This window comes from Gammaproteobacteria bacterium, from assembly GCA_013003425.1.
In the GTDB taxonomy this organism is placed as follows: Bacteria; Pseudomonadota; Gammaproteobacteria; order Steroidobacterales; family JABDKV01; genus JABDJB01.
Map to the genome: position 1 here is coordinate 1 of JABDJB010000109.1, position 26588 is coordinate 26588.

At 59.5% G+C, this 26588-nt stretch carries 20 protein-coding genes, 1 pseudogene and 1 riboswitch; of the genes and pseudogenes, 11 read left to right on the top strand and 10 right to left on the bottom strand.

Annotation, left to right across the window (positions count from 1 at the left end; all coding sequences use genetic code 11):
• A partial coding sequence (locus HKN06_14445) for an MMPL family transporter (GenBank protein NNF62511.1) occupies nucleotides 1-2288 on the bottom strand: 2288 nt, incomplete at its 3' end.
• 150 nt (nucleotides 2289-2438) lie between these two features.
• Here HKN06_14445 and HKN06_14450 point away from each other — a divergent pair.
• Both HKN06_14450 and HKN06_14455 read left to right on the top strand, forming a co-directional pair.
• Nucleotides 2439-3920, top strand: coding sequence for an oligosaccharide flippase family protein (locus tag HKN06_14450; GenBank protein NNF62512.1), 1482 nt, complete (start codon nucleotides 2439-2441; stop codon nucleotides 3918-3920).
• A gap of 10 nt (nucleotides 3921-3930) precedes the next feature.
• Entirely contained in the window at nucleotides 3931-4866 is a 936-nt protein-coding gene (locus HKN06_14455; protein NNF62513.1) for a polysaccharide deacetylase family protein, read from the top strand.
• A gap of 6 nt (nucleotides 4867-4872) precedes the next feature.
• Here the strand turns inward: HKN06_14455 and HKN06_14460 are convergent, their stop codons facing one another.
• From HKN06_14460 to HKN06_14475, 4 genes are all read right to left on the bottom strand, one after another.
• The gene (locus HKN06_14460; protein NNF62514.1) at nucleotides 4873-7479 is read right to left on the bottom strand and encodes a hypothetical protein; all 2607 of its coding nucleotides are present in this window, start codon (nucleotides 7477-7479) and stop codon (nucleotides 4873-4875) included.
• A gap of 108 nt (nucleotides 7480-7587) precedes the next feature.
• A riboswitch (cyclic di-GMP riboswitch) is annotated at nucleotides 7588-7673 on the bottom strand.
• 140 nt (nucleotides 7674-7813) lie between these two features.
• On the bottom strand, nucleotides 7814-9118 hold the full coding sequence (locus HKN06_14465; protein NNF62515.1) for a putative O-glycosylation ligase, exosortase A system-associated: 1305 nt from the start codon (nucleotides 9116-9118) through the stop codon (nucleotides 7814-7816).
• A gap of 226 nt (nucleotides 9119-9344) precedes the next feature.
• Nucleotides 9345-10658 (bottom strand): NADH:flavin oxidoreductase/NADH oxidase family protein, encoded by a 1314-nt coding sequence (locus HKN06_14470; GenBank protein ID NNF62516.1) that lies wholly within the window; start codon nucleotides 10656-10658, stop codon nucleotides 9345-9347.
• On the bottom strand, nucleotides 10658-11626 hold the full coding sequence (locus HKN06_14475) for a sulfotransferase (protein ID NNF62517.1): 969 nt from the start codon (nucleotides 11624-11626) through the stop codon (nucleotides 10658-10660). The genes HKN06_14470 and HKN06_14475 overlap by 1 nt, the downstream gene beginning before the upstream one ends.
• Before the next feature lie 154 nt (nucleotides 11627-11780).
• Here HKN06_14475 and HKN06_14480 point away from each other — a divergent pair, with 154 nt between their 5' ends.
• From HKN06_14480 to HKN06_14495, 4 genes are all read left to right on the top strand, one after another.
• Complete coding sequence (locus HKN06_14480) at nucleotides 11781-12125, top strand: zinc ribbon domain-containing protein (GenBank protein ID NNF62518.1); 345 nt, start codon at nucleotides 11781-11783, stop codon at nucleotides 12123-12125.
• Nucleotides 12126-12201: 76 nt separating this feature from the next.
• Nucleotides 12202-13992 (top strand): aspartate--tRNA ligase, encoded by a 1791-nt coding sequence (gene aspS, locus HKN06_14485; GenBank protein NNF62519.1) that lies wholly within the window; start codon nucleotides 12202-12204, stop codon nucleotides 13990-13992.
• Between the two features lie 169 nt (nucleotides 13993-14161).
• Nucleotides 14162-14809: a hypothetical protein gene (locus tag HKN06_14490; GenBank protein NNF62520.1), complete on the top strand. Its 648-nt coding sequence runs from the start codon at nucleotides 14162-14164 to the stop codon at nucleotides 14807-14809.
• A 105-nt stretch (nucleotides 14810-14914) separates the two neighbouring features.
• On the top strand, nucleotides 14915-16342 hold the full coding sequence (locus HKN06_14495) for a sulfatase-like hydrolase/transferase (protein NNF62521.1): 1428 nt from the start codon (nucleotides 14915-14917) through the stop codon (nucleotides 16340-16342).
• Here HKN06_14495 and nudB read toward each other — a convergent pair.
• From nudB to mutS, 3 genes are read right to left on the bottom strand one after another with little or no spacing between them, the layout of a single operon-like run.
• Nucleotides 16290-16736, bottom strand: coding sequence for a dihydroneopterin triphosphate diphosphatase (gene nudB / locus HKN06_14500; protein ID NNF62522.1), 447 nt, complete (start codon nucleotides 16734-16736; stop codon nucleotides 16290-16292). The two genes, HKN06_14495 and nudB, sit on opposite strands and share 53 nt — an antisense overlap.
• Nucleotides 16733-17227 carry a PaaI family thioesterase gene (locus HKN06_14505; GenBank protein ID NNF62523.1) on the bottom strand — a complete coding sequence of 165 codons (495 nt, stop codon included), beginning with the start codon at nucleotides 17225-17227 and terminating at the stop codon, nucleotides 16733-16735. The genes nudB and HKN06_14505 overlap by 4 nt, the downstream gene beginning before the upstream one ends.
• Before the next feature lie 12 nt (nucleotides 17228-17239).
• On the bottom strand, nucleotides 17240-19801 hold the full coding sequence (gene mutS, locus HKN06_14510) for a DNA mismatch repair protein MutS (GenBank protein ID NNF62524.1): 2562 nt from the start codon (nucleotides 19799-19801) through the stop codon (nucleotides 17240-17242).
• Nucleotides 19802-19860: 59 nt separating this feature from the next.
• Here mutS and HKN06_14515 point away from each other — a divergent pair, with 59 nt between their 5' ends.
• The 3 genes from HKN06_14515 to HKN06_14525 are packed head-to-tail and all read left to right on the top strand — an operon-like array spanning nucleotide 19861 to nucleotide 23304.
• Nucleotides 19861-20928 (top strand): glycosyltransferase family 4 protein, encoded by a 1068-nt coding sequence (locus HKN06_14515; protein ID NNF62525.1) that lies wholly within the window; start codon nucleotides 19861-19863, stop codon nucleotides 20926-20928.
• A 26-nt stretch (nucleotides 20929-20954) separates the two neighbouring features.
• Nucleotides 20955-21449 carry a nicotinamide-nucleotide amidase gene (gene pncC / locus HKN06_14520; protein ID NNF62526.1) on the top strand — a complete coding sequence of 165 codons (495 nt, stop codon included), beginning with the start codon at nucleotides 20955-20957 and terminating at the stop codon, nucleotides 21447-21449.
• Nucleotides 21450-21480: 31 nt separating this feature from the next.
• Nucleotides 21481-23304: a DUF885 domain-containing protein gene (locus HKN06_14525; protein ID NNF62527.1), complete on the top strand. Its 1824-nt coding sequence runs from the start codon at nucleotides 21481-21483 to the stop codon at nucleotides 23302-23304.
• Between the two features lie 6 nt (nucleotides 23305-23310).
• Here the strand turns inward: HKN06_14525 and HKN06_14530 are convergent, their stop codons facing one another.
• Entirely contained in the window at nucleotides 23311-24177 is an 867-nt protein-coding gene (locus tag HKN06_14530) for a hypothetical protein (GenBank protein NNF62528.1), read from the bottom strand.
• 126 nt (nucleotides 24178-24303) lie between these two features.
• A pseudogene (locus tag HKN06_14535) lies at nucleotides 24304-24441 on the bottom strand (copper resistance protein CopB).
• 337 nt (nucleotides 24442-24778) lie between these two features.
• On the opposite strand from HKN06_14535, the gene thpR reads away from it, so the two are divergent.
• Complete coding sequence (gene thpR, locus HKN06_14540) at nucleotides 24779-25309, top strand: RNA 2',3'-cyclic phosphodiesterase (protein ID NNF62529.1); 531 nt, start codon at nucleotides 24779-24781, stop codon at nucleotides 25307-25309.
• Nucleotides 25310-25481: 172 nt separating this feature from the next.
• A complete protein-coding gene (gene recA / locus HKN06_14545) occupies nucleotides 25482-26540 on the top strand; it encodes a recombinase RecA (protein NNF62530.1) in 1059 nt (352 codons plus the stop codon).
• Nucleotides 26541-26588: the final 48 nt, after the last annotated feature.

Genomic DNA, 26588 nt, shown 5'->3' on the forward strand with positions numbered 1-26588 from the left:
CACGAATAATCTCGGTCTGACCCCGCCCCCGCCGACCCCGACCCCTTGCGGTCCGCCAGCAGCAATAGCGGCGGCAACAGCAGGAAGTCCACCAGCAGTGCAAGGCCAATCGTAATTGCCAGAAGCATCCCGGTTTCCCGCGTTGGCGTGAAGTCCGAAAACAGCAGCAGGCCGAAGCCGGCAAAAAGAACAACCGATGTAATGACCAGCGCCATGCCCACTACGCGGAATGCATAACGCACGCCGCCGGCAGGGTCCAGCGCGAGTTCACGGCGTGCGCGCCTGTACTTCGACATGAAATGCACGGTGTCATCCACGACAATTCCCAGGCTCATGCAGATAACTACTGACAGCGCGAGGTCGATGTACCCGGCCGTCATCCCCCACAGGCCGTAGGCGAGCGTGGCCGGAGCCAGGTTTGGCAACAGGCTGATCAGACCCAGCCGCACCGATTGCAGCGCCACAATCATCAGCAGCGAGATCGCTGCAAGCGCCACCGCAGTGCCGACCAGCAGGCCACGGATATTGCGATGCGTGATGTGGGCGAAGATCAGGTCCAGACCGGTACCTGGCCGTGCCTGCAATTGCGGTGCGTTGGTGGCCAGCCAGGCAGTTGCACGGCGGTCGAGCTCCAGCAACTGCTCAGAGTCTCTCTTGCCAATGGCCACGGTCAGTCGCGTTGCCGAGCGATCCTGGTCTATCAGGTTGTCGATACTCTCACCCTGCGGCAGCGACAGCTCATACAGCAGCAGGAACTGGGCGATTTCCGCGCGCGTAGCCGGCAGCCGGTACTGGTCATCCCGGTTACCTTGCAGCGCCCGGTTCAGCAACTTGAGTGTTGTATGCAGCCCCGCCGTGTGTGTAACCCCCGGTTGTTGCTCCAGCCAACCGGCAAAAGCATCGAGTTGCTGCACGAATGCCGCGTCGGTAATGCCATCCGGCTGTCCTGTCTCGAGGTCATAGTAGATACGATGGATGCCGCCGAGGCGGGCGTCGATCAGATCGATGGTGCGGCGGATTTCGTAGTGCTCGGTAAAGTACTCGTGCCAGTTTTCAGTCAGCTCATTGCGCGGGATGAATGCGGCAGCGGTGACAAGAACCATGCTGCCAATCAGCAGCAGTGCCCGGCGATGGGCAATGATCCAGTCGGCCAGTATCGCGGCCGGCCGGCCACTGAAAAACAGCTGGGTGCCACGCGGTACTGGCGCCAGCCGGATCGCTGCCGGAAGCAGAGTGAGGGAAAGGAAAAAAGCGATTACCACACCGCAGGCGACCATGTTGCCAAGGTCGCGATAAGGAGGTGAGTCACTGAAGTTGAGGCTCAGTACGCCAATGGCGGTGGTAATGGAGGTCATGAAGACCGGCCCCAGGTTTATGCGCAGCGATTCGGCGATGGCGTCCTCGCGATTATGGCCGCGATGAATTTCGATCAGGTAATTCGAGACGATGTGCACACAATCCGCTACCGCAATAGTCAGCACGATGCTGGGCACAAAACCGGCTGTGGGCGATAACGTGTACCCGAGCCAGCCAAACAGCCCCATCGTAGCGACTACGGTCAGGGTAATGACCATCATGATCAGCCCGGTGGCCCACAGGTTTCGCAGTAGTGCCAGTAATCCAAGGGTGATAACGAGATAGGTGAGGACGACCAGTGACGACAGGTCATCGCGTACTGCTTCACCGAGGGCAACGCTGTTGGTCGCCGAGCCGGCAAGCTGTATTTCGCCACACGGCCCGGCATCAGTAGCTGCGACCTGCTCACGGGCAGCGGAGACCGCCTCGTTGACGGCGTGATCACGACCGGCAGGCAGTGCCAGCAAGGCAACAACACCGGTTACCGAACCATCGGCCGCCACCAGCGCATCACGCAGTGCCGGCTCGGCCGCAACAATTGCAGGAATGTCGGCCGCCAGTGCCGAAATTTCAGCGGGGTCTTCGATGATTGCCCGCGTGGTGATCGTGTGTTCATCCCCGCGGCTGTACTGGTAGTTGCTCAGAGACGATGCGCGAAACGCGTACGGTAATTGCCACGCCGCCTCAGTCAGGTCGTAGATCAGCTGCAGACAGGCAGGTTCGTATACGGATTTTTCTGCTTTTACCAGGAAGAACACACTGTCATTGCGCCGGTACTTTTCCTCCAGTTCCTCCAGTGCTGCAAGCTGCGGGTTGTCTGCGGAAAAGTACACGCGCAGGTCAGTGGTAACTTCGAGCCGGAAGATACCCGTGCCGAGCAAGGTCGCTATCAGCAGCGTCAGCACAATGGTTAGGGCGGGGCGATCCGACACAGTCGGGCAGACTCCTTGGGTATGCGCTCGTGCCCATGCCAGCAATAGCATGAGCGGCTAGTTGTGAACCAATTCCACTGCCCGCCCGGTCGCTGCGGTACACTCGGTCGCTTCGCGCGATCCGATACGCGCCGGGGCAGTATCTTCCAAATGGCCGACAGCGAAAGAACGAAAGTCAGGCAGGCAATGATAACGGGCGTGCGCTGGCTGGCAATGGCCCGCCTGCTTGCCCAGACATCGAGCTGGGTCATTACGTTTATCGTGATACGCCTGCTCAGCCCGACTGATTACGGTCTGCAGGCAATGGTCAGCGTGGTCTATACGCTGCTGCTACTCATTACATCATCGGGCTTTGATCGCGCGATTGCCCGCCAGAAAACCTTTGGCGACGCGGAGCTGCGACAGATGCTTGGTTTCAGCCTGCTGCTGAATACTCTTCTTTTGGCTGCCGTTTGGGCTGCAGCGCCGCTGGTGGCCACGTACTATCAGGAGCCGGCTGTAATTCCTGTCCTGCGTGCGTTGTCATTTGGTTTTCTGCTGAACGTGTTCAGCAAAATCCCGATTGGTCTGGCCTGGCGCAACCTGGATTACCGTACACATGCGCTGGCAAAGCTGAGCGGGACCATCACTGCAAGCCTGGCCACACTGCTGCTGGCGTTGCTTGGTGCCGGCGTCTGGGCCCTGATTATCGGTATGCTCGTGGGCCCCGCGATCAGCGCCTTGTATCTGCAGTTCAGGACACGCTGGCTCGTGTTGCCGGATTTCACGTTCAATCGTGCCGCTTCCGCCATCCGGTACGCCTGGACAATCAGCCTCGGTTTTTTTGTCTGGATGCTCTCGTCGCGGCTGGATATTCTGCTGGGCGGGCGGCAGCTGGATGCTGCGGAGCTTGGCCTCTATGCTGTTGCGCTTCAGCTCTGCACACTACCGATGCGCAAGGTCGTGCCGCTTGCTCATGAGGTGCTGTACCCGGCCTACGCGCGACTGCAAAACGACAGCGCTGCAGTATCTGGCTATTTCCACAAGTCGCTGGCCAGTCTCAGCCTGCTGCTGTTCCCCGGTTTTTTCGGCCTGGCGGCCGTTAGTGCCTGGGCGGTACCGGTACTTTTTGGTGAGCGCTGGCTGGGCGCCGAGCACATTATTGCGATCGTGGCGCTGGCCATGCCATTCCGGGTCGTTACTGCGATGTGTAACCCGATGCTGCAAGCGACAGGTAATGCCGGTGTCTCGTTGTCTACCGGAATATTCGCTTCTGCCTTCACGGCGATCGCTTTATTGGTTGGATTGCAATGGGGGGTAACCGGCCTGGCCGCCGCCACCCTGGCAGCGGCCCCTGTCGTTATGTCAGTTGTAGTCTGGCAAACCCGGCAGTCCTCGGGGCTGTCATTCAGAACGCTGGGGGCCGGTATCGCGCCGCCACTGGTATTATCTGCGCTGATGGCGATAATAATATACCGCGTCGGTATCGCATTGACGTCGGAGCTCTCACTGGCGTTGGTCCTGATATTGCAGATCATCGCCGGCATAATCATCTACTTCGCATTGGCGTATGTCTTTTCTCGCAATAACCTGGTGTCGACAGTCAGTATTATCCGCACCAGCCTGAACAGACGCAGCCGTCGTTCCGAGTAATCACAAGGCAATGAGTAAAAGCAACGGCCGCGCCAGAACGGCATTGAAAAAATGGGTAGACCTGCGCTCACCATCCGGTGACGATGGCCGGCTGCTGATTATTAAGTATCACCGGGCCGAAAAGAGTGCGCATCAAGGTTCCGGCGGTCGCACGCTGGAGGAATTCGACGCGCAGATCGAGCTGCTGGGCAGCGTATTCAATACCCTGACCGTGGCCGATGCTGCGCAGCGCATCAGGACCGGAACACTGCCCGAGCGAGCCCTGTGCATTACATTCGATGATGGCTACGCTGACAACTATGTAACTGCCCTGCCAATTCTGGAGCGGTATGGGCTCAAGGCTACTTTTTTTGTGCCCAGTGGGCTGATCGAACAGTCAATCATGTGGAGCGACCAGATTGCCAACGCATTCGCCACAGCTGCTGAAGATGGTTTGCCACAGATGCGCAACTATCTTGCCGATGCCGGTATGCCGGTACGCTTTCCCGACCTGATGGCAAAACTGAAATACATGTCGGTCGATGCGCAGGAGACCATAGTTCGCGGCCTGTCAAAGTTCGGCAACATCGAGAGCGATTCGTGCCAGCTGATGAGTGCCGATCAGGTGCGTGGGCTGGTGGCTCGCGGTATGGAGGTCGGTGGGCACACCGTCAATCACACCATCCTGACAAATGCTTCGGATGAGCTTGCGTATGACGAGATTAAAAACTGCAAGTTGCAGCTCGAGGTGATTATTGGCGAGCCGGTGCAGTCATTCGCTTACCCCAACGGGCGTCGTGACCAGGATTACAGCGAGCGCGACGTCGGCATTGTACGTGACGCCGGATTCGCCGCCGCAGTCAACACCGAGTTCGGTCTTGCCCGCGGCGGCGATCATGTTTACGAACTGCCGCGCATTCCGCAGTATTTCATCACGCCATTACGCCTGTTCCGGGTGTATACCTGAGCCGCACTAGCGCGGCACGATAGCCCAGGACGGATCTTCGTAAAAACGCGGCTGCCGCGGCGCGTTGACCAGCCGCTGCCATGCCAGCGTAGACCACGGCTGGTTAAATTCCACCGCGGCGGCGATTACCGGGCGCATCGTTGCCGGATAACCGGTGGGATGGTTCGGAAAGCCGGAAAAGTCCGCGGAGCTGGACAGGCTTGCCGCTGTAGCCATCGCGTCGGTGCCACACTCCAGCGTGCTGATTTCCTGCCAGTTGGAGTACGAATTCCTCAAGGTTTCGATCCACGACTCGGCCATGGTGCTGAACCAGAGGCTCGGACTGGCATCCGGTGCCACCCACTGTTTGCCAACGGTGGCGAGCTGCCAGCAATAGACGTCGTCCGTCATACGGTTTTTTACAAATTCGAGCTTCCATTCGAGCACCGGAAGGACCTCGTCGAGACCTAAATGGCGACCGTAGTTGAGGGAAGCAGTAAAGAAATCGTCCTGCCACGGCGAGATATCAGACCTTGTTGCGGCGCCTGTCCTGATCCAGTTGAGCTGGTTGCTTGACGGGTTGTCGACGTACTCGGTCATGTAAAAGGCAATGTTGTTGTCCAGCTGAGCCTGAAAGTAGTTTTTCAGAGGATGCGTGTCCGGGGTCACAAATACTGTCTGCAGCAAGGTTCGCATCGACCACGCCTGGCCGCGCACCTGCTGCCATTTGTAAAGGGCGCTGCTGTAGTTGCGATTGCCGGCGGAGGTCTCGAACGAGTTCCAGTTGGTCCAGAAATGCAGCTCCTCCAGGAAATAGTGATCGCCACTTAGCAGGTAGGGAACGTAGGCCATCGAGGGCTGGTGAGCCGTATCGGGCTTCAGGTCAGTGCCGCAATTACTGCACGACGGGAGCGGGTTGCTCGGGTCGTTGTAAGTATTCGAATGCGTAGTCACTTCGGGATACGTTTCGAGTGATACCGGCAGGCGTGTTGCCCGGTCACGGAAATGAATTGGCCAGTGCGCGGCGGCGTTGCCGGTACCGAAGGTGGCGTCGGCTGCGCGCTGATCCATGGTGAGCAGATAACTCGCTGCCCAGCCCGGCAGGATGCCGATATCAGGCCGGCCACCGGCGTTGGTCATGACCTCGTTTGCCATGCCGGCGCCCATCAGCGCATCACGCTGGATTCCGGTCCGGTTTCCTGTCGAGGCCATGCTGGAGGCCATGCCGGCCAGCGTTCCAGGTTCTACCGTCACGCTGCGGTCATAGTTCGGGACGCTGCCGGATTCGATCAGGTAGTCGACATCACGCTGCAGGAAAACGTCATGGTCGCTGCCGAACCAGAAAGTCTGGCGCCAGCGCGAGTGATGGTTGTGAGGAACCTGTTGAGCTGACATCAGCGTAGTGCTGCCGGCAGTGATTGAAGCTGTGTAGGTCTGGTTTGCGATGCCGGCAACAAAGCTGGACGTATTCTCAACGATGACGTCGACACGGGTCGCTCCGGACTGATACTGACGCAGCTGGAACAGGGCTTCCAGCAGCGGATGCTCGGAATTGCTGCTGTTGAGGAATGGCGCCACATAGTGTGTTTCGGTTACGACGTCGCCCTCCAGCCAGTAGCTGGCAGTGCTTTGCGACATCGCCTGCTGCAGCGAGGCGGTGTATGTCTGGTTGGAAATGTTGATTGCAACGGTCGTGTTTTGTGCATCGGGAATGACCGTAGCCTCGACCGGTGGGGCCGGCTCATACTCTTCACAAGTCATCAGTTCCAGACGCAGCTGATCACCACCCTGCAGCTGGGGTACGACAGTTGACAGCACGGCATGTTTCAGTGAGCCATCCGCGTACCAGGCCTTACTGTCGACCTGCAGCGGTACTGTATCGCCATTTTCCAGGCGGGCCGAAACGGTGAAGCCGGGTTGTACATGACCGGCGACAAACACCTGGCCAAATGTCAGCGGTACGTTTGATTCCAAAGTGGCATTGTTGATGATATCGACGTGGCTGATGACGGGCCCCTGACCGGGAGGCAGGGCTGTCACGCTTTTGCTGGCTGACAATGTCTCGCCGTCACTGGCGGTGCCGACGAGGGACACGCTGTACTCACCGGTCTCGTCGGTAGTAAATTCGGCCGTTGCGCCGCTGGAAGTCAGCACGGCGTTGCTGGCGGGCGGGCTTGTTTCCAGAACCCAGTCATACGTCATTGAGCTGTCGGGGCTGTCGACCGCAAGCGTAACGACTTCGCCGGTGGAAACGTAATCCGGTGCGACTATGTCAACGTCGGGCGGCGGATCGCTTGGCGGCGGATCGCTCGGCGGCGGATCGCTTGGCGGTGGATCGCTCGGCGGCGGATCGCTCGGCGGCGGATCGCTCGGCGGCGGATCGCTCGGCGGCGGTAACACGGGACCGTCGTGCCCGTCGTCATCATCGTCTTCGCTCGGCGGCGGATCACTTTGTTCCTCCGGGGGCGGATTACTCTGATCCTCCGGCGGAGTGCTTGATGCGCTGGTCGGCGGCGGTGGTGCGTCCAGCGACTCGGTTTTGGGTTCGGTATCCCCGCTGCCGCAACCGGCCAGGAGGATGGTGAGTAGCAACGAAGTCATCGGTATGACTATGCCTGAGCTTGCCTGCTTCATGTGAACGGTCTCCGAGCCGATCTGAAATTTATCCGACGAACAGGCGACGTCGGTGCAAAGACTCGGTGGGGGAATACTTGGCAAAATCGATACGGGATCGCATTCTGCTTCGGCAACCCCGCTGTCATAGGCAACTGCCCTTAGACCGGTAGCTTTGCGCCCCTGCCTTTCGGACAGGTTCGCCTTTATCGTCGGATGCATTTCTAACAGATCGGGGCCGACTCGTCAAAGACTTTGGTCAGCGGTTATGAGTTTAAAGATGAGGCGACATAATTCTCGGTAATAACGGGTTGGTTTGCAACCGTTTTATTGTCCAAAGCGCAGCTGAGAAGCCTCATTGTGTTTGCGGTCGATACTCATGATTCTGTGCGACAAATTGTGTTTTTTCCTCGCCGGCCAGGCGCGCCGTGACCAGGTCCAGATTCATGGAAATGGTCATTATGATCAAAATAAAGTCGTGGTAGGCCATGCTGAGCGCGGCGCCGCCAACGGCAAAGATCACCAGGGTGACTTCCAGCATTTTTGCCAGCTGGTGTGACCACTCGTCCGGCGTTTCACGTGTCCTTGCCATGGTACGGCGCAAATGCAACCACGTACACAACAGCATCGCGACAAAAAGCCCGAGGCCGATAAAGCCGTGGTCACCCAGTACCTGGAAATAAATGCTGTGCGCAGCACGGCCGGGACGATCCCAGTCAGGAATGTATTTCTGATAGGTCTGTGCAATTTCGATGCCGCTGAAGCCGGCGCCAACCAGGGGGCGTGCGGATGCCACTTTCCAGCTGACTGTCCATGCGTCCATTCGCCCGGAAAACGATTTGTCCTCGGTGACAGAATCTACCGACTGCATCGTCATTACGCGTTCGTGCCATTTGCCTGGCATCAGCGAGATCGTGATCAGGCCGACGGCGGAAACCATTGTCAGCAGCAGAAAGCGTCCCCTGGCGCGGCGGAAAAAAGCGATGATGCCGACCGCGAGGCCAATAAGCGCACCACGCGAGTACGACGTAATGACGGCGATCAGGCAGAAAGCAATAACAACTGTAACCGCGACACGGACCAGCTTGATCGACGACGTGGTGCGCAGGTAGTTAAGTACCGGTAACAGCATGGTCAGCGTGAGAGCGATATGGTTGTTATCGGAGATCATTGTGTTGGGCGGGCCCTCAAGATAATTCTTGCCGCCGCTACTGAGCGTTTCTGCTACACCGTTGGCGCCGAAATAACCCAGTGAGATTGCAATGATCCACAACATTGCCTGCATTCTCACCTTGCTGTTTATCAGCGTGGCGACTACAAAAAACAGCACCATGGTTTTTATCCGCCGATCCCACAGCGGCCAGCTATGTTCAGGGTGCAGCGCAGTGAAAGTGGTAATCGTCATGTGTACGGTAAACCACAGGGCCAGCCACATGAGCGCACGCGAGGGAGGTAATTTTGGTTCGCGCGACATGAACCAGGCGGTCAGCGTGACGCTGGCGATGATCATCACAAAGGGCATGTCATAGGTGAAACCCCATGACAGCCGGTGAGGGTTCATGATGGACAGCCAGGTCCAGACCAGGGCGCCGAGGTGCGGCAGCAACAGCGCCGTCGGCGTCACGATCATGATAATCAGCAGCAGCAGCAGGCTACGCATAGCAGAATACCTGGCTCAGTAGTAAGATCGGCATCGATTCGAACTGGTGATGTATGAGCTCAATACTATTTCTGATCGCTATGGTTGCTGTGATATACGTCCTGATTTGGGCAATCCGTAATGATGGTCATGCCGATGACGAGCCTACCGAGGGCTTGTTCCGAATGAAGCATGACGTAGCACCGAAGGACCGCGAGCAGGATAGCGGCTGAAAGCCGTGCCTAATCTAGCACGCCGTAGCCTGCCGCCGCGCCCGGCGACGTGCAAAGCCCGCGCTGTATTCGTCAACGAAATGACGCAGTAAGGCCCGTTTGAAGCCAAGCTGCGGATCGGCGTCCTGTCCGCGTGACAGCCGGATCATCTGGCGGTAGTACCAGGCCGCAGCCCCCTGAGCAGTGAGAGCGCGGAATGGAGCAAAGTTGGCAACGCGTCCCGAAACCAACCGGCCCAGGCCCAGGTTCTGCTCATCGCGGCGGGCTGAGTCTGTCTGCCCGGTCAGCAGCCTGGCCGCAATATCCGGCTCCATGCAGAACGGGCGTGCCATACCGACAACATCAAGCTCACCGTTGTCGAGTGCCTGTTGCATGGCGGCTGCATCGCGGAAGCCGCCGGTAACCGCCATGGGGATGCTGCACACCGCACGTATCGCCTGCGCATACTGCAGAAAATAAGCCTCGCGTTGGCGTGTGCTTTCGCGCGATGTGATCGGACTCTCAGCTCGCTGCGGGTCGCCGCTTTGGCCAAGCAACCGGGGTTGTTCGTAAGTACCACCGGAGATTTCCAGCAGGTCGATGTCTTCCTTCTCCAGCATCTGTGCGACCAGGCAACTTTCACTGAGCGAGAAGCCGCCGCGCTGGAAGTCGGCTGAATTCAGCTTCACGGCAACCGGGTATTGGGGGCCGACCGCGTTGCGTACTGCCCGCACCACCTCAATCAGGAATCGCGCCCGGTGCTGCAGATCGCCGCCCCATTCATCGTTGCGCACATTGGTCAATGGTGAGAGAAACTGGCTGATCAGGTAGCCGTGGGCAGCATGAATCTGTACGCCGGTGAAGCTGGTCTGCTGGGCCGTTTGCGCTGCACGGGCATAGGCATCGATGATTTGTGGAATCTCTTCAGTCTCGAGTGCACGCGGGCGAGCAAAATTATTAAGAATTTTCAGCCGGACCGGGGATGGTGAAACAGGTCGGTTATTTACCAGGCGACTGCACTGCCGTCCGGGATGGCTGATCTGCATCCACAGATGGTTGCCGGCTGCGGTTCCGGCCTGAGCGAGCCGGTGCAGTTTATCTGTGCCGCCGTTGTCGTCGATCACCAGGTTGCCGGGCCGTTCCAGGTAGCGCCTGTCAACCATTACATTCCCCGTTATCAGCAACCCCGCACCGCCGTCGGACCAGCGCCGGTACAACGTCTCCAGCGCCGGTGTGGAGTGACCGGCAACGTCGGCCAGGCCTTCGGTCATGGCCGCTTTCATCAGGCGGTTGGGCAGCTCGGCACCACAACCGAGCAGCAGGGCGTCACCCGGAGATAAACGGGGCATCAGCCGGAAGTTGGGTTGGAGGTAAAACGGCGACCGAGCTCACTGGCTGAAACAATTTCGCGCACTGCTGCGATTTGTTCCGCGTCTAGTTCCTGCTGCCATTTGGTCAGGGCTGAAGTTGGAGATCTTCTGACAGAAAAGTAGCGGCTGGTATCACCCAGCCCCTGAAGTTCGTTGACAAAAGATGCTGTCTGAGCATTTTCTTCCAGGTCAAGAAACTCGAACAGCGAGTGCATCTGGGCCGGCAGGTCGCTGCACAGGTCTTCATAGATGACCAGGCGATAGTCATCATGCTGGTGCATGTCGTCATATACCTGCTGGTTGATGGCCATCCAGGCAAAGGCCATCTGCTCTTCTATGGTCTTGCCCTCAAGCGTCTGCTTGTCGAACCCGAAATTTCCGCCGCGGCCGGCAGAAAATATTGCATCCAGGAAGACATCGCCCGGCATGCGGCCCAGACTGATGCCGCGCAGACGCGAGGCCACGACTGCGCAGGGATGACGCACCAGGTGCACTACGACCAGGTCCGGACGCGCGAGCTTGAGCAGTCGCGTGCGCCACAGCGAACTTACGGTCTTCATCAGGTAACGCGGCGTTGTGCCACGTGCCAGGTCCGGAACCGGTAGCCCGGCAACACGATCCAGCGCTCTGGCCGTGGTTGACCAGCCACGGTGGACCAGCTCGGCCAGCCGGCCGCGGTAGCTCTTGCGAAAGAATGGCCGACTGCCGGAGGCGGTTGCGTTACCGGACCGTAGCAACTTGTCGAGATACTCTGCGGCATTGCGGATCATCTCCGGGTCCGGATGGTCCGGCGGCAGGTACGGAATCGCATCTGTGCGCAGGGCTTTGTCCGGCTCGTAACGCAGCAGGATGTCGGGATGACTGTCGATGAGCTTCGCAGCGAAAGTCGTCCCCGAGCGGCCCGAGCCCGCTAGCAGGATAGGTCTGTTGCCTACAGGCGATTGCATACGCGTGTCCACATCGGCGATTGACCGCGGGCAGCGTTGACTGTGCAGCCGCAGCAGGAATAACGCTGCTATTATCGCTTCCGGCCTGCAGGGCAGGCAAGATAATGGGGCAGAATCAGCTTTTACCAGGAAAAACGGTCAAGCAACGAAACATATGCCAATCTACGAGTATCAATGTCAGGAGTGCGGTCACCAGATGGACGCATTGCAGCGAATCAGCGAGCCGGTGCTGACAGATTGCCCGGAATGCGGAAAGCCGGCACTGCGCAAGCTGGTATCAGCGCCCAGCTTCCGGCTCAAGGGCGGTGGCTGGTATGAAACTGATTTCAAGACCGGCAACAAGAAAAACCTCGCCGGGGAGAAGGAGGCCGGCGCCGGCAAGAAAGGCGACAAGCCTGACGCCAAAGCGAAGAAAGACGGCGATGGGAAGGGCGCCTCAGCCTCTGCCGCCGCCAGCGGCAAGGGCGGCAGTGGCCCGGGAGGCAGCAAGACAGACTGAGGTGTCTTGCCTGCACGGGGCGTACTCCTTAACATCCCCCGGTTCTCTCAAGCCTCTCGTATTCGGGTCTCGAATTATGCGTAGCCATTATTGCGGTGAAGTTACTGCCAAACTGATCGACCAGGAAGTCGATGTTGCCGGCTGGGTCCACCGCCGTCGTGATCACGGTGGCGTCATTTTTATCGATTTGCGTGACCGCGAAGGGCTGGTGCAGGTGGTCTTCGACCCGGACCGTGCGGAGGTGTTCGCACTGGCCGACAAGGTACGCAGCGAATACGTATTGCGTGTGCACGGCCGGGTGCGGCGCCGGCCCGACGGCACCGTTAATCCAAATATGACCACGGGCGAAATCGAGATACTGGCAACCGATGCCGAGATTCTCAGTGTCGCCGATACTCCGCCATTTCATCACGATGAGCAGGCCGGTGAAGAGTTGCGGCTGCGCTATCGCTATATCGACCTGCGGCGTGAACAGATGCTGGCGAACATACGCCTGCGCCATCGCGTAACCATGGCGCTGCGTGCTTTCCTCGATGCCAATGGTTTTCTCGATATCGAGACACCGATGCTGACCCGGTCTACGCCGGAAGGCGCACGGGACTACCTCGTACCCAGTCGCACGCATCCGGGCAGTTTTTTCTCGCTGCCGCAGTCGCCGCAGATTTTCAAGCAGTTGCTGATGATGTCGGGCATGGACCGTTACTATCAGGTCGTACGCTGCTTTCGTGATGAGGACCTGCGCGCCGACCGGCAGCCTGAATTTACCCAGCTCGATATCGAAATGTCCTTCATCGACGAGCAGCAGCTGATGCAGCTGATGGAAACCATGATTCGCCAGCTGTTCGCCGACGTGCAGAGCGTCGAGCTGCCCGATCCGTTTCCACGTATGACTTACGCCGAGGCGATGCGTCGTTACGGCAGCGATCGTCCGGACCTGCGCAATCCGCTGGAGCTTGTCGATTGCGGCGATCTGATGGCAGGCGTGGAATTCAAGGTTTTCGCCGGTCCCGCGGCGGACCCGCAGGGCCGGGTTGCGGCGCTGCGCGTACCTGGCGGTGCCGGGCTGTCGCGCAAGGTGATCGATGGATACACCGAATTTGTTGGTCGCTACGGAGCACGCGGGCTGGCCTATATAAAGGTGAACGATGGGGCAACCGGGCGTGATGGCCTGCAGTCCCCCATTTTGAAATTCCTGCCCGATGAAACGATTACGGGCATTATGCAGCGCACTGGCGCGGACACCGGCGACCTGGTGTTTTTTGGCGCCGACAAGGCAAAAGTGGTTAACGATTCGCTCGGCGCGCTACGTGACCGTGTCGCGCTGGATCGTAATTTGCTGGAGGGCCAGTGGCGACCGGTCTGGATCGTCGATTTTCCGATGTTCGACTGGAATGAAGACGAGAAGCGCTGGGACGCCCTGCATCATCCGTTTACCGCGCCGTCAGTGGATGACACAGAACAACTCAATGCGGCGCCGGGTGAAGCGTTATCGCGCGCTTATGACCTGGTACTGAACGGTTCGGAAATCGGCGGCGGATCAATCCGTATTCATGACAGCGACATGCAGTCGACCGTATTTTCCCTGCTTGGAATCACCCGGGACGAAGCCGAGTCGCGTTTTGGATTTCTGCTCGATGCGCTGCGTTACGGTTGCCCGCCGCATGGCGGCATCGCATTCGGGCTGGACCGCCTGGTGGCAATGATGGCCGGTGTCGGCAGCATTCGCGAAGTGATTGCTTTTCCGAAGACCCAGAGCGCCTTGTGTCCGCTCACCAGCGCGCCATCGGAAGTTGGCGAGCGCCAGCTGAAAGAACTCGGATTGCGGCTGCGGCCGGGAATCGCTGAAAAGGGGCCAGACACGTTCTGATTGTCACGAAACGTCGCGGCTAACCGTCGAGAAACCTTACAAAAAAGCCAGATTGCCCCCACTGGTCAAACAGTCAAGTTGCTGATCTGACGCGACATAACTGGCGCTGGCACCATTCTTGCTTTTATCTATCACCGCTGACGGTATTTGATGGATCGAGTCTAAAATCATGAAGAAAATACTAGCCGTGGGCCTGCTGGCCCTGACGCCTTCACTGTTACTGGCGACGCCAATCGTTTCGATGCCCTCCGACTCGGATGGCCCGTTTCGCCACAACGTGTTCCACGCCGCTGAATCTGCGGGCGGCGCTGCCGGCCAGATCCTGGCGTGGTTTAACCTCGACACCAACGCATCGAGTTTCTGGGATGCAGACACCGGCGCGCTGAGCCTGAACATCAGCATCTACAGCGATTCGGACCTGACCACCGCGGTAGGCACCGCATCGGCAAGCAGCGATAACCTGATGGGAGCGAATCTCAACGGATTCGACGGCGGGCTTATCGGCAATATTTCCTGGTCATTCGATCTTGCAGCGCAGGAATATTTTAGTACCCGCGACGCCAGCCTGGATCTGTCCGGCATCATCATGATGTCGTTCATGGATTTTGAATACGCTTCCAACAGCTCTGGCGATATCGCCAACAGCTACCAGAGCAATCTGCTGACATTGTGGGGGGCTGACGGCCTGTTTAATAACGGCGTCTTTGAAGATTCATCTCTCGGCGTGGACATGATGATGGAGATGTCAGAACCCGGAATTCTTCTGTTGATGGGGTTGGGTCTGATTGGTCTCGGCGCGACGGCGCGCCGACGCTGACACAGAAACCAGAGCAATAATAAAAATAAATGAAAAACCCCGCTTCGGCGGGGTTTTTCTTATGTGGTTAAACTAGAGGCCCGTATCGAGTCTGAAGTCGTGCCGATGAAACAGATCATCGTGGCGTTAACCCTCGCCGCAATCAGCCAAATCTCCACTGCCGCGCCAGACGATGGCGCTACCCGGCCCAACGTCATCGTGTTCATGGCTGACGATCTTGGCTGGAATGATGTTGGCTACCACGGCTCAAACATCAAGACGCCAAACATCGACGCGCTGGCGGCACAGGCTGTGCAACTCGAGCAGTTCTACGTCATGCCGTGGTGCACTGCGACGCGCGCAGCTTTTGAAAGCGGCCTCAACCCGGCCCGATTTGGCATCTTGTCGCTGCAGCACCCATTCCCTGGGCGCACGGCGCTGCCGCCTGACCTTGCGACCCTGCCGGAACTGCTGCGAAGGCATGGCTACTTCACCGCACTCGTTGGTAAATGGCACCTGAGCTACAGCTTTGATGGTGGGCCGATCGAGCGCGGCTACCAGCGGGCCTTCGGTTACCTGCACGGGCAGATGGATCACTATACGCACGAGGATCAGCGCGGCGTGACGTCGCTGTTTCGCGATGACGAGCTGATCAGCGCCGACGGTCACATGACTGACCTGATCGGTGCCGAGCTGCGCAGCCTGCTGCAGCAGCCCGGGCAGCCATTCTTTATCAACGTGACTTTCAGTGCCCCGCATTACCCGTTGCAGGCTCCGGCGCAATTCATCGATGCAAACGCGGCCATCGAAAATCCGGATCGTCGCCTGTTTGCCGGCATGGTGACTCACATGGATCACGTCATCGGCGAGACCGTGAAATTGCTGGAGTCGCGCGGTTTGTTGACCAATACCATCATTATTTTTCTGAGCGACAACGGCGGCGACAACTATTTCGAAAACACCCGGGACTATTATGGCGGCAAACACGGCTCCCACAGCATCATGGCGGATAATTCGCCCCTGCGCGGCGCGAAGACGGATGTCTATGAGGGCGGGATCAGGGTGCCGGCATTCATCCACTATCCTGCGGTACTGCAGCCACGCGTTATCGATCAATTCACGGCGGTTACGGACCTGCTGCCGACGCTGCTGGACTTTGCAGAAGTCGAGCCACCGGCACAGCGTGATGGCGGCAGCCTGCGGCCTCTGCTATCTGGCAAGCCGCAGGTACGCGAACCGGAGTATTACTGGTTTACAAGAAGCGTGAAGATCCCGCACGGGGGAGGTAAGCAAAGCGCGGTGCGGCTGGGCAACTGGAAACTGATCGAATCGCAGCGGCGCTTCGCATGGCTGCCATGGCGCTTCGAGTGGCCATGGCCGCGTTTCGAACTGTTTGATCTGGGGCAGGACCCACGAGAGCAGGTAAACCTGGCGCGAGACCATTCGGATATTGCCGACAAGCTGCGTGGCCGGCTGGAAGAGTATCGTGCCGAGGTTTTCGCTAGCTACCCGGGCGCTGACGGGAAAGGGCCTGACGCAGCGCCTCACGATTAGTCCACGAGAACATGCGCCCAAGTGCTTCCTCCGGCGTTACCCAGGCATACCCCCGATGTTCATGCCGCGACAGCTGCACCGCGCCGGCGTGTTCAACCCGTAGTTCGAAGCGGTGTTCCAGGTTATGAGTAACGCCAGGCGCAAACCGGTGGCGCCATTGCGGGAATATTTCGAACTCCTTGCTGACGCCGGTATCCAGCATCCGGCCGCAGTCGGTAATTCCGGTTTCCTCGCATAGTTCACGCCGGGCGGCAGCAGCGGGCGTCTCGCCCGGGAGCAGGCTGCCGGTGACGGACTGCCACAGTGGCTGCGGACCGCGCCGGCACAGCAGCAACGTTTCGGCGCTGTCGCTGATCACAAGCACCAGCACCGAGACTGGCAGTCTGTGACTCAGGGTACCGCTGCCCAGTCACGATCCGATGCGATCGCGACCATGCCCGTGGCCAGCGCGCACAACCGGCCACCGCTGAACAGTTCGCTTTCGGCAAAGGCAATAGCCTTCGAGGATTTGATCGCCACGGCGTAAAACTCCAGCGTGTCGCCGACCACCGGCCGCAGTAGCTTGATGGATAACTCCACCGTGCCGGTGCGCTGGCGCGGAAACTGCATTACGCCCGCCACACCGAGGGCGCAGTCGAACATGCCGGCGATGACGGCGCCATTCACCGCGCTCGTGCCCAGGCCGCCGCGGTGGTGGTCTTCGACCTTTGGCAGCACAACCCGCACCAGCTTGTCATCGGCCAGGTCAAGTGTTGCGCCGAAGTGCTGCATCGCGGCCAGCTGGTTAAAGCCGCCGGCCCACTTGTCACGATCCGCCTGAGGCATCGGGATCGTGATGGCCCGGGCGCGCAAACCGTCAAGCGAACGGCGTTGTTCGTCACGCATAAATGTTTCCTGTCAGTCGTGAAGTTTTTTCAGTTCGAACAAAACGTCCAGCGCCTGGCGTGGGGTCAGTTCATCCGGGTCGATACGCGACAGTTTATCCAGAACCGCAGATGGTTCCGGCGCCTGGGACGCTGCAAACAGCGGCAGTTCGGTCTGCGGCCCGTCCTGCGCGCTGACTTTTTGCTCCAGCTCTTTCAGGTATGAGCGGGCGCGTTCGATGAGACTGCGCGGCACACCGGCGAGCCGCGCCACCTGCAGGCCGTAGCTCTGGTTGGCCGGACCTTCGCGCACGCTGTGCAGGAACACCAGCTCATCGGCATGTTCGGTGGCATCGAGGTGCACATTGGCCACCGGGCCCAGCTCCTCAGCCAGGCTGGTCAGCTCGAAGTAGTGAGTTGCGAACAGGGTAAACGCGCCCACCTTGCTGGCGATGTGGTGGGCAACGGCCCAGGCCAGCGACAGGCCGTCGAAGGTGCTGGTACCGCGACCGACTTCGTCCATCAGGACCAGGCTCTGGTCAGTGGCGTTGTGCAGGATGTTGGCAGTTTCAGTCATCTCCACCATGAAAGTGGAGCGGCCGCCAGCAAGGTCGTCACCGGCGCCGATCCGCGTGAAAATCCGGTCGACCGGGCCGATCACCGCGCGCCGCGCCGGTACATAGCTGCCGATGTGTGCCAGCAGCACGATTAGCGCATTCTGTCGCATGTAGGTCGATTTGCCGCCCATGTTTGGCCCGGTAATGATCAGCATGCGGCGCTGGTCGTCGAGCTGCAGGTCATTGGGTACAAACGGGTCGTCGCGTACCTGCTCGACGACCGGATGGCGGCCATCCGTAATTGCCAGCACCGGCCCGGTGCGTAATTCGGGCCGGCAGTAGTCCAGCCGCACGGCGCAATCAGCGAGCGTGTTCAGCACGTCCACGGTGGCGAGCGCGGTTGCCGTTGCCTGCAGGGCTGCCAGTTCCTCGATGAGATTATCGAGCAGTCCGTCGTACAGTTCCTTTTCCCGCGCCAGTGCCCGTTCGCGTGCGCCCAGCACCTTGTCTTCGAAGTCCTTCAGTTCCGGCGTGATGTAGCGTTCGCTGTTTTTCAGCGTCTGTCGCCGGATGTAGTTGTCAGGAGCGCGTTCAGCCTGGCTGCGGCTGAGCTCTATGTAATAGCCATGCACCCGGTTGTAACCCAGCTTGAGATTTGCCAGTCCGGTTCGTTCACGCTCGCTTTGTTCGAGGTCGATAAGGAATTGCCCCGCGTCGGTACTGATACGACGCAGCTCATCCAGCTCGGCATCGTAGCCGTCCGCCAGCATGCCGCCGTCGCGTATCGTTACCGGTGGTGATTCGACCACCGCACGCTGCAGCAATTCGGACACCTGCGGGTGCCCGCTGCAGTCCCGCGCCAGGTTTCGAAGCTGTTCATCAGGCAGCACTGCAAGCAGGTCGTGCAGTTGCGGCAATCGCGCCAGCGCATCGCGCAGTTGCGCGAGATCACGCGGGCGTGCCGAGCGTAGTCCGACGCGCGCCAGTATTCGCTCTATGTCGCCGATGCCACGAAGCGATTCATGCAGCGATTCGCAGGCAGCGGCATCGATCAGGGTCGCAATCGCGCTGTAGCGTTGTTCCAGCAGCCCGTGATCGCGCAGCGGGCGGCCGATCCAGCGCCGTAGTTCGCGGCTGCCCATCGCGGTGGCGTTGCGATCCAGGATACCCACCAGCGTGTCTTTCTCACGTCCGGCCAGGCTTGAATCCAGTTCGAGGTTGCGCCGGGTTGCTGCATCCAGCTGCAACGCCTGTTCATGACGCTCGGCATGGATTTCGCGCAGGTGCGGCAATGCCGACTTCTGGGTGTCGCGGAGGTATTGCAGCAGAGCGCCGGCGGCGGCGATTGCCAGGTCAAGATCATCGACGCCAAAACCGCACAGGTCGCGGGTGCCGAACTGCTCGCACAGCAGGCGTTGCGCGGTTTCTGTATCGAAGTGCCAGGGCGGTCGCTGACGCAGGCCGGGGTGATCTGCCAGCACTGACGGTCCGGCATCTTCCGCCACGAGAACTTCGGCTGGCCGGATACGTTGCAGCTCTGCCTCCAGCGCGGCCTTTGATATCGTTTCCATCACGCGAAAGCGCCCGCTGGAAAGATCGAGCCATGCCAGGCCGGTTTGCTCGCCGCTTACGTGAGCCGCCAGCAGGTAGTTGTCGCGGGCATCCTCGAGCAGTGCCTGGTCTGTAACTGTGCCGGGCGTCACCACGCGCACTACGGCGCGCTCTACGGGTCCTTTGAATTTGCCGGGGTCACCAATCTGCTCGCAAATTGCCACCGACTCACCCTGCCGCACCAGTCGCGCCAGGTAAGTGTCAACCGAGTGCACCGGCACGCCGGCCATCGGTATTGGCGTGCCGGCTGACTGGCCACGCGTAGTCAGTGCGATATCTATCAGCGTTGCCGCACGCTGGGCATCGTCATAAAACATCTCATAGAAGTCGCCCATACGGTAAAAAAGCAGCGTATCGGGGTACTCTGCTTTGATCCCCAGGTACTGGCGCATCATCGGGGTATGTTGGTCGTTTCTGCTGCGACTCATTAGACTGCGGCGAGGAGGCAAACGAGAATGCTAATCAGCGCATCCGGCTACGGCAACCGGTGAAAGTTTTGCACGTCGAAGCCGGTCGCCATCTCTATGGCGGCCCGGCGCAGGTCCTGTTGTTGCTCCGGGGCTTGCGCGCGGAAGGTGTAGAGAATGTTCTGGTTTGTCCGGAGGGCAGCGCTATTGCCGCAGCCAGCCCGGCTGCGCAGTTGCGGCAGGTGCCGCTGCGTGGCGACATCGATGTCGCCGGCGTGCCAAGGCTGCGGCGAATCATCCGCCAGACCAGTCCCGATATCGTTCATCTGCACAGCAGGCGTGGTGCCGACTGGATTGGCGGACTGGCGTCGCTGCGGCTGGGTATCCCGGTAGTGCTGTCACGTCGGGTCGACAACCGCGAGTCGCGACTACTGGCAACCGCCAAATACGCGCTGGTCGACCGCATCATTGCCATTTCCCACGCAATTTATAACGTACTGCACGAGGCCGGTGTCGGGCAGGAAAAACTCGTTTGCGTGCCCGACGCGGTGCCGCCATCGGCGTCATTTCCGCGTGACCGGCAGTGGCTCGAGCAGCGCTTCGGGGTGCCGCCCAACGTGCGCCTGATCGGCGTAATTGCACAACTGATCGAGCGCAAGGGACACCGCGTATTGATAAACGCATTGCCCGATATCGTGCGTCGCCATCCCGACGTGCGTGTAATGTTTTTTGGCGACGGCCGCAACCGTGCAGCGCTGCAGCAGGCAATCGACGATGCCGGCCTGAACTCTGTCGTTACCATGCCCGGCTTTTGTGATGAACTCGAACGCGTGTTGCCGAATATCGACCTGGTCGTACATCCGGCGTTGCGCGAGGGTCTGGGTGTCGCCGTGCTGGAGGCGCTGCAGGCCGGTCTGCCGGTAGTGGCCAGCGCCGCCGGCGGAATTCCTGAAGCGGTGATCGATGGCAAAAGCGGCCTGCTGGTGCCGCCGGCGGATGCTGCCGCGCTGGCCAAAGCGGTAAACAGTATTCTGGCGGACGCAACGCTGGCGTCGGCGCTCGGCCACGGAGGCCGTGCGACGGTGGCGGCAAACTTCAGTGCCGAGAAAATGGTAGCCGGAAACCTGGCTGTTTATCGCACCGTCTGAACTGCCGCGTGTAGTATGAGTCTACGATGAATGATGACATCCTTTACGCGCTGGCCGAAGAGCTGGGACAGCACCTGGCTGCCGCCGGCCTGAAGGTGACGACGGCAGAGTCGTGTACCGGGGGGTGGATCGCAAAGTGCCTGACCGACATCGCCGGCAGTTCGGCGTGGTTTGAGCGCGGACTGGTCACTTACAGCAATGCGGCAAAGTCAGCTCTGATCGATGTGCCCGTCGACCTGCTCGAGACGCACGGCGCCGTGAGCGAAGGCGTGGTGCGGGCAATGGCGCAGGGGGCACTGCATGCGGCAGGTGCAGACCTTGCAGTAGCGGTGAGCGGTATCGCCGGGCCGGATGGCGGCAGCATAGACAAGCCGGTCGGCACGGTCTGGCTGGCGTGGGCCACGCGCCAGGGCGAGCCCTGTACGTCGCGCTGCGAGGATTTCGCCGGCGATCGCGCGGCAGTCCGGCGCCAGGCAGTAGCGGCCGCGCTGGAAGGTTTGATTGAAATAGTCTCGTCGTAGCAGCGGCGGGTATCTCTTTTTTGGGGGATTGATGAAGAAGTTCCTGAAGTGGTTCGGTCTGGGTTCCGGGGCAGTTGTTTTGCTGCTCGGCGCATTTGTTGTCAACAGCATCTGGTTCAAGCCCGTTTTCATCGAGGTTTTTTTCGAGCGGGCGTTCCTGGAGTTCGGTTTGCAGAGCCCGCAGTCGCTGAGCTCTATGCGGCTGCTGGAAGGTCTTGGTATACGCGGCCATAACGCAAAGCTCGACGATATTTCGCCGGAACGAACCGAGTGGTTTGCCGATATGATCGAGAAAGACCTGGAGATTCTCGCGCGCTACGACCGCGGCAAGCTCAGCGGCCAGAAGGCACTGTCGTACGACATCATGGAATTTTTTCTGCAGCAGCAAAGCGGCGGGCGCGATTTTCTCTGGCACGGCTACCCGGTCAACCAGATGGGTGGCGTGCAAAACGGCTTTCCATCATTTATGGCCAGCATTCACCACATCGGCGACCGGCTGGACTGCGAACACTATATTTCGCGTCTTTCCCAGACCGGGCGCTATTTCGATCAGCTGCTGGAAGACCTGCGACTGCGCGAGAGCAGGGGCATCATTCCGCCGCGTTTTGCGGTGGAAAAAGTCCTCGACGAAATGAATGGCTTTATCGGCAAGCCGCCGACCGAGAATATTCTCTATACGTCGTTTGCCGAAAAATCAGAGCAACTGTCCGGTATCGAGCAAGCGGAACTGGATAAGTTGCTGCAACAGGTCCAGACGGAAATTGATGACACCGTTTACCCGGCCTACCGTAATCTGATTGCTTATTTCGAAGGCTTAAAGGCCAAAGCAACAACCAACCACGGTGTATGGAAGCTGCCCAACGGTGATGCCTACTACGCGCAGCAGCTGTTCCAGCACACCACGACACGGTTGACGGCCGATGAAATTCACCAGATCGGTCTGGACGAAGTTGCCCGCATCAGCGCCGAAATGGATCGGATACTGGTCGCCCAGGGTTACACCGAAGGGACAGTTGGTGAGCGCATGGTGGCGCTTGGCCGGGAGGAGCAGTTTCTTTATCCCAATACGGACGAGGGCCGGCAACAGCTGATCGACGATTTCCAGGAAATTATTAATGAAATAGACGCCGGCATCAGCGAGATGTTTGACCTTGAGATCAAGGCACCGGTCGAAGTGCGCCGGGTCCCGGAATTTCGCGAGGAGGGTTCGGCGCTTGCCTACTACCAGGGTCCGTCACAGGATGGCAGCCGTCCCGGCGTGTTTTTTCTGAACCTGCGTGATACGCATGAGCACCCCACCTGGAGCCTGCGCACGCTTGCCTATCACGAGGCGATACCAGGGCATCACTACCAGACATCCATCCAGAGTGAGCTGAGCGGTGTGCCGCAGTTTCGCAAGTTTCTCGGGTTTACCGCCTTTTCCGAGGGTTGGGGGCTATACGCTGAGCGTCTTGCCTGGGAAGCCGGTTATCTCGACGACGATCCGTTCAGTGACCTTGGCCGGCTCAAGGACGAAATGCTGCGGGCGGTCCGGCTGGTCGTCGACACCGGTGTGCACCAGAAGCGCTGGACCCGTGAGCAGGCGATTGACTACATGGTTGAATACACCGGTACCCGGCTGTCCGATGCTACTGCCGAAATCGAACGCTACATGGTGTGGCCCGGTCAGGCGACGGCCTACAAGGTCGGGATGATCAAATTGCTGGAGCTACGCGGGAAGGCCAAAGCAGAGCTTGGAGAGGCTTTCGACATCCGAGAGTTTCATCGCGCCGTTCTGCAGAATGGGGATGTTCCGCTGTTTCTGCTGGAACGCGAGATTGATCGCTACATAGAAGACAAGAAAACTTCAGCCTGAGGTGCTTCAGTCCTGCGGCGTCTGATCGTCATCCCTGATGATGTACATGCCGACGCCGAGACGTATGGTCTTTTCGCCATCGTCAGTAAGCTCGTGCTCGGTCATCCAGGCGTCCACTTTCTCAAGAAATTCCTGTCCTTCGCGAGCCAGCATTTCGCGAAATTCGTCTTGCACGTGCTCGGGCATGCTGGTGTTGCTGGCGCGGCGCTCCAGCCAGCGCGCGCCATTTTCACCGCGGAATAGATTCCGCATAACGGTCGTGCCGACATCTTCGAGGACGCTGCCGGCACGCAGTAAATGCTCCGGTTTGGCCGGGTTGGGACGGTAGTTACGGTAAACCGGCTGCAGCAGCCCGTCGTCGTTTTTCTGGACCGTACCGCAATTGAGTAGCTCGCGGAGTATTGCGCTGGCCGGAACATCGCCGCCATAGCGAGCCTTGAGACTGGCAAAGCTCGGTGGTAGTCCGTCTGCGGGCAGGGGTCGTGGCAATCCGTCGTCGTCGAGGTAGTCCGTGTCCTGGAACCAGCCCGACAGCACCCGCGCGATTCGATCCTGGTTGCCCGGCTCAAAAACCGCACCACCTCCCGCTTCAATCTGGTCGGCTATCCGGCGGACTTCTTTGCGCGCCAGGCCGGTCAGCAAAGCCGTGCGCGAAATGCTGGTTGGCCGTCCGCCAAGACCAAACTCACGGCGCGCAACATCCACATACACTTCGCGCGTCACCTTGAGCATGTCCCGGTGCACGATGCCGCTCTTGAGCAACATGCGAATGATGGGGCGCAGCATGACGCGACAGGCGCGGAGCACATAGGACTTGCTGTCCGGCTCCTCGCCTGCGCGTGCGCCAAGCTGCGGTGGCAACATTACGATCATGATCCTATTGTCTGGTGCAGAGGCAGACCTTGTCCACGATTACTTACCTTAAGTCCGGAACATACCTTCAAGGCCATTGCAGATCAGCTGCAGGTTACCCAGCTTGAGCAGGCACGCCCCGTCGGTACCGCCCTCATCAATGCCTCTGGCGCCGCCCTCGTCGATGCCCCTGGTGCCGCCTTCGTCGATACCAAGGATCCCGCCCTCGTCGATGCCCTGGTTGCCGCCTTCGTCGATCCCGAGGATCCCGCCTTCATCGATACCGGCAAAAGCGGTGCCTGCTGCAAACGTAAGGGCAGCCAGAAATGTAATTAAACTGGTCTTCATGGTGTCTTCCTCCGCGCTGGATGATTGCCGGGCTGGCGGAGGAGACGGCGCCACAGGATGGTGGCCATCCCTGGCCGCAGTCGCCCTCCCTGCCAATCGAACCCGGCGTTGAAAAATGAAAGGGCGCCGCACTGACATTTCTTTTGCGTCAGTTTCAGCGTCTTATAATTGGGGATAATAACCCCATTTATCGGTCTTGCAACCAGTTAGGGCCGGTTTTTCGCAGGGTATTGTTTTAGCGGCAGAAATATCGGGGCCGGGTTAGGCTTTGGCGATGACAGGGACAACAAAGCGGCTGTTTTTCGCGCTGTGGCCGGACGAGGAAACAGGCGACAGCATTCTGCGCGCGACCCGCAGCGTGGTCGCAGACAGCGAGGGGCGGCCCGTGCTGCCACAGAATCTGCACATTACCCTGGCGTTTCTGCACTCAGTTGATTCCGAGACGGTGGCCTGTGTCGAGCAGGCGGCAACCAGGGTCACCACCAGTGCGTTTGACCTGGTACTCGACCGGGTCGGTTTCTGGCACCGCAGCCGGATTCTCTGGCTGGCTCCTGCGCCCGAGGAGGTCGCAGCACCAGGAATACTTGCGGATGCGCTGTGGCGCGAACTGGAAGTCTGCGGTTTTTCTGCCGAGCGGCGCCGCTACCGCCCGCACGTCACCCTGGCGCGCAAGGCACAGCACGCGGTATACGCCACGGCCGTGCCGAAAGTGCGCTGGCGGGCGGACAGTTTCTGCCTGGTTGAATCGATTACCGGGCAGCGCCAGTCGGAATACCTGATCCTGCGTACCTTTCCGTTGCGCTGACCTGAGCAAAAGCGGGGAATATCAAGGGCTCTAAAACGAAAGCGCAGGTAATCCCTTTGGCGCTGCAAAAAGTCACCGTTGATACAGGTATTTGGTAGCTGTCGGGCGCAATGTTCCGTGACATAATTGCGCCAGTTTCCACGGCAAATTTACGTACTCACAGGTGATTCGGATGGACGACAACAGAAAGAAAGCTCTCTCGGCCGCCCTTGGCCAGATCGAAAAGCAGTTCGGCAAAGGGTCGGTCATGCGGCTGGGCGACCCTGGCGCCATCCCGGATATCGAGGTCGTTTCCACCGGTTCGCTGGGCCTGGACATCGCGCTGGGTGTCGGTGGCCTGCCGCGCGGGCGCGTTGTAGAAATTTACGGTCCGGAAGCGTCCGGTAAAACGACGCTCACCCTGCAGGTGGTTGCCGAGGCGCAGAAGGCAGGCGGCACCACGGCATTTGTCGATGCCGAGCACGCGCTCGACCCGGTTTACGCGGAGAAGCTGGGTGTCAACGTCGACGACCTGCTGGTGTCACAGCCTGACACTGGCGAACAGGCACTGGAAATAACCGACATGCTGGTGCGCTCCGGCGCGGTCGACGTTGTCGTTATCGACTCCGTCGCTGCACTGACGCCAAAGGCCGAAATCGAGGGCGACATGGGCGATTCACACGTCGGCCTGCACGCCCGGCTGATGTCCCAGGCGCTGCGCAAGCTGACAGCAAATATCAAGCGCTCCAATACGCTGGTTATTTTTATTAACCAGATCCGCATGAAGATCGGCGTCATGTTTGGCAGCCCCGAAACCACCACAGGCGGCAACGCGCTCAAGTTCTACTCGTCGGTGCGGCTCGATATCCGTCGTATCGGCGCCATCAAGAAGGGCGATGAAGTCATCGGTAACCAGACCCGGGTCAAGGTGGTTAAAAACAAGGTCTCACCGCCATTCCGCAAGGCCGAATTCGAGATCCTTTATGGTGCCGGCATTTCGCGTGAGGGCGAGCTGATCGATCTCGGTGTCGAGCACGGGCTGGTGCAGAAGTCCGGCGCCTGGTACACGGCTGAAAGCGAGCGCATTGGTCAGGGTAAAGACAACGCACGCCGTTATCTAATTGAACATGCCGAGCTGGCTGACAGGATCGATCGCGAACTGCGTGACAAACTACTGCCAAAGAGCGTATCTGCCGATGCTGCTGAAGAAGCAGAGGAAGAAGACAGCAAAGCGGTGAAGAAGGCAGGCTGAGGGATTACCCGTGCAAAGCCGGGTCGCGCGTGCGGCCCGGCTTTTTTA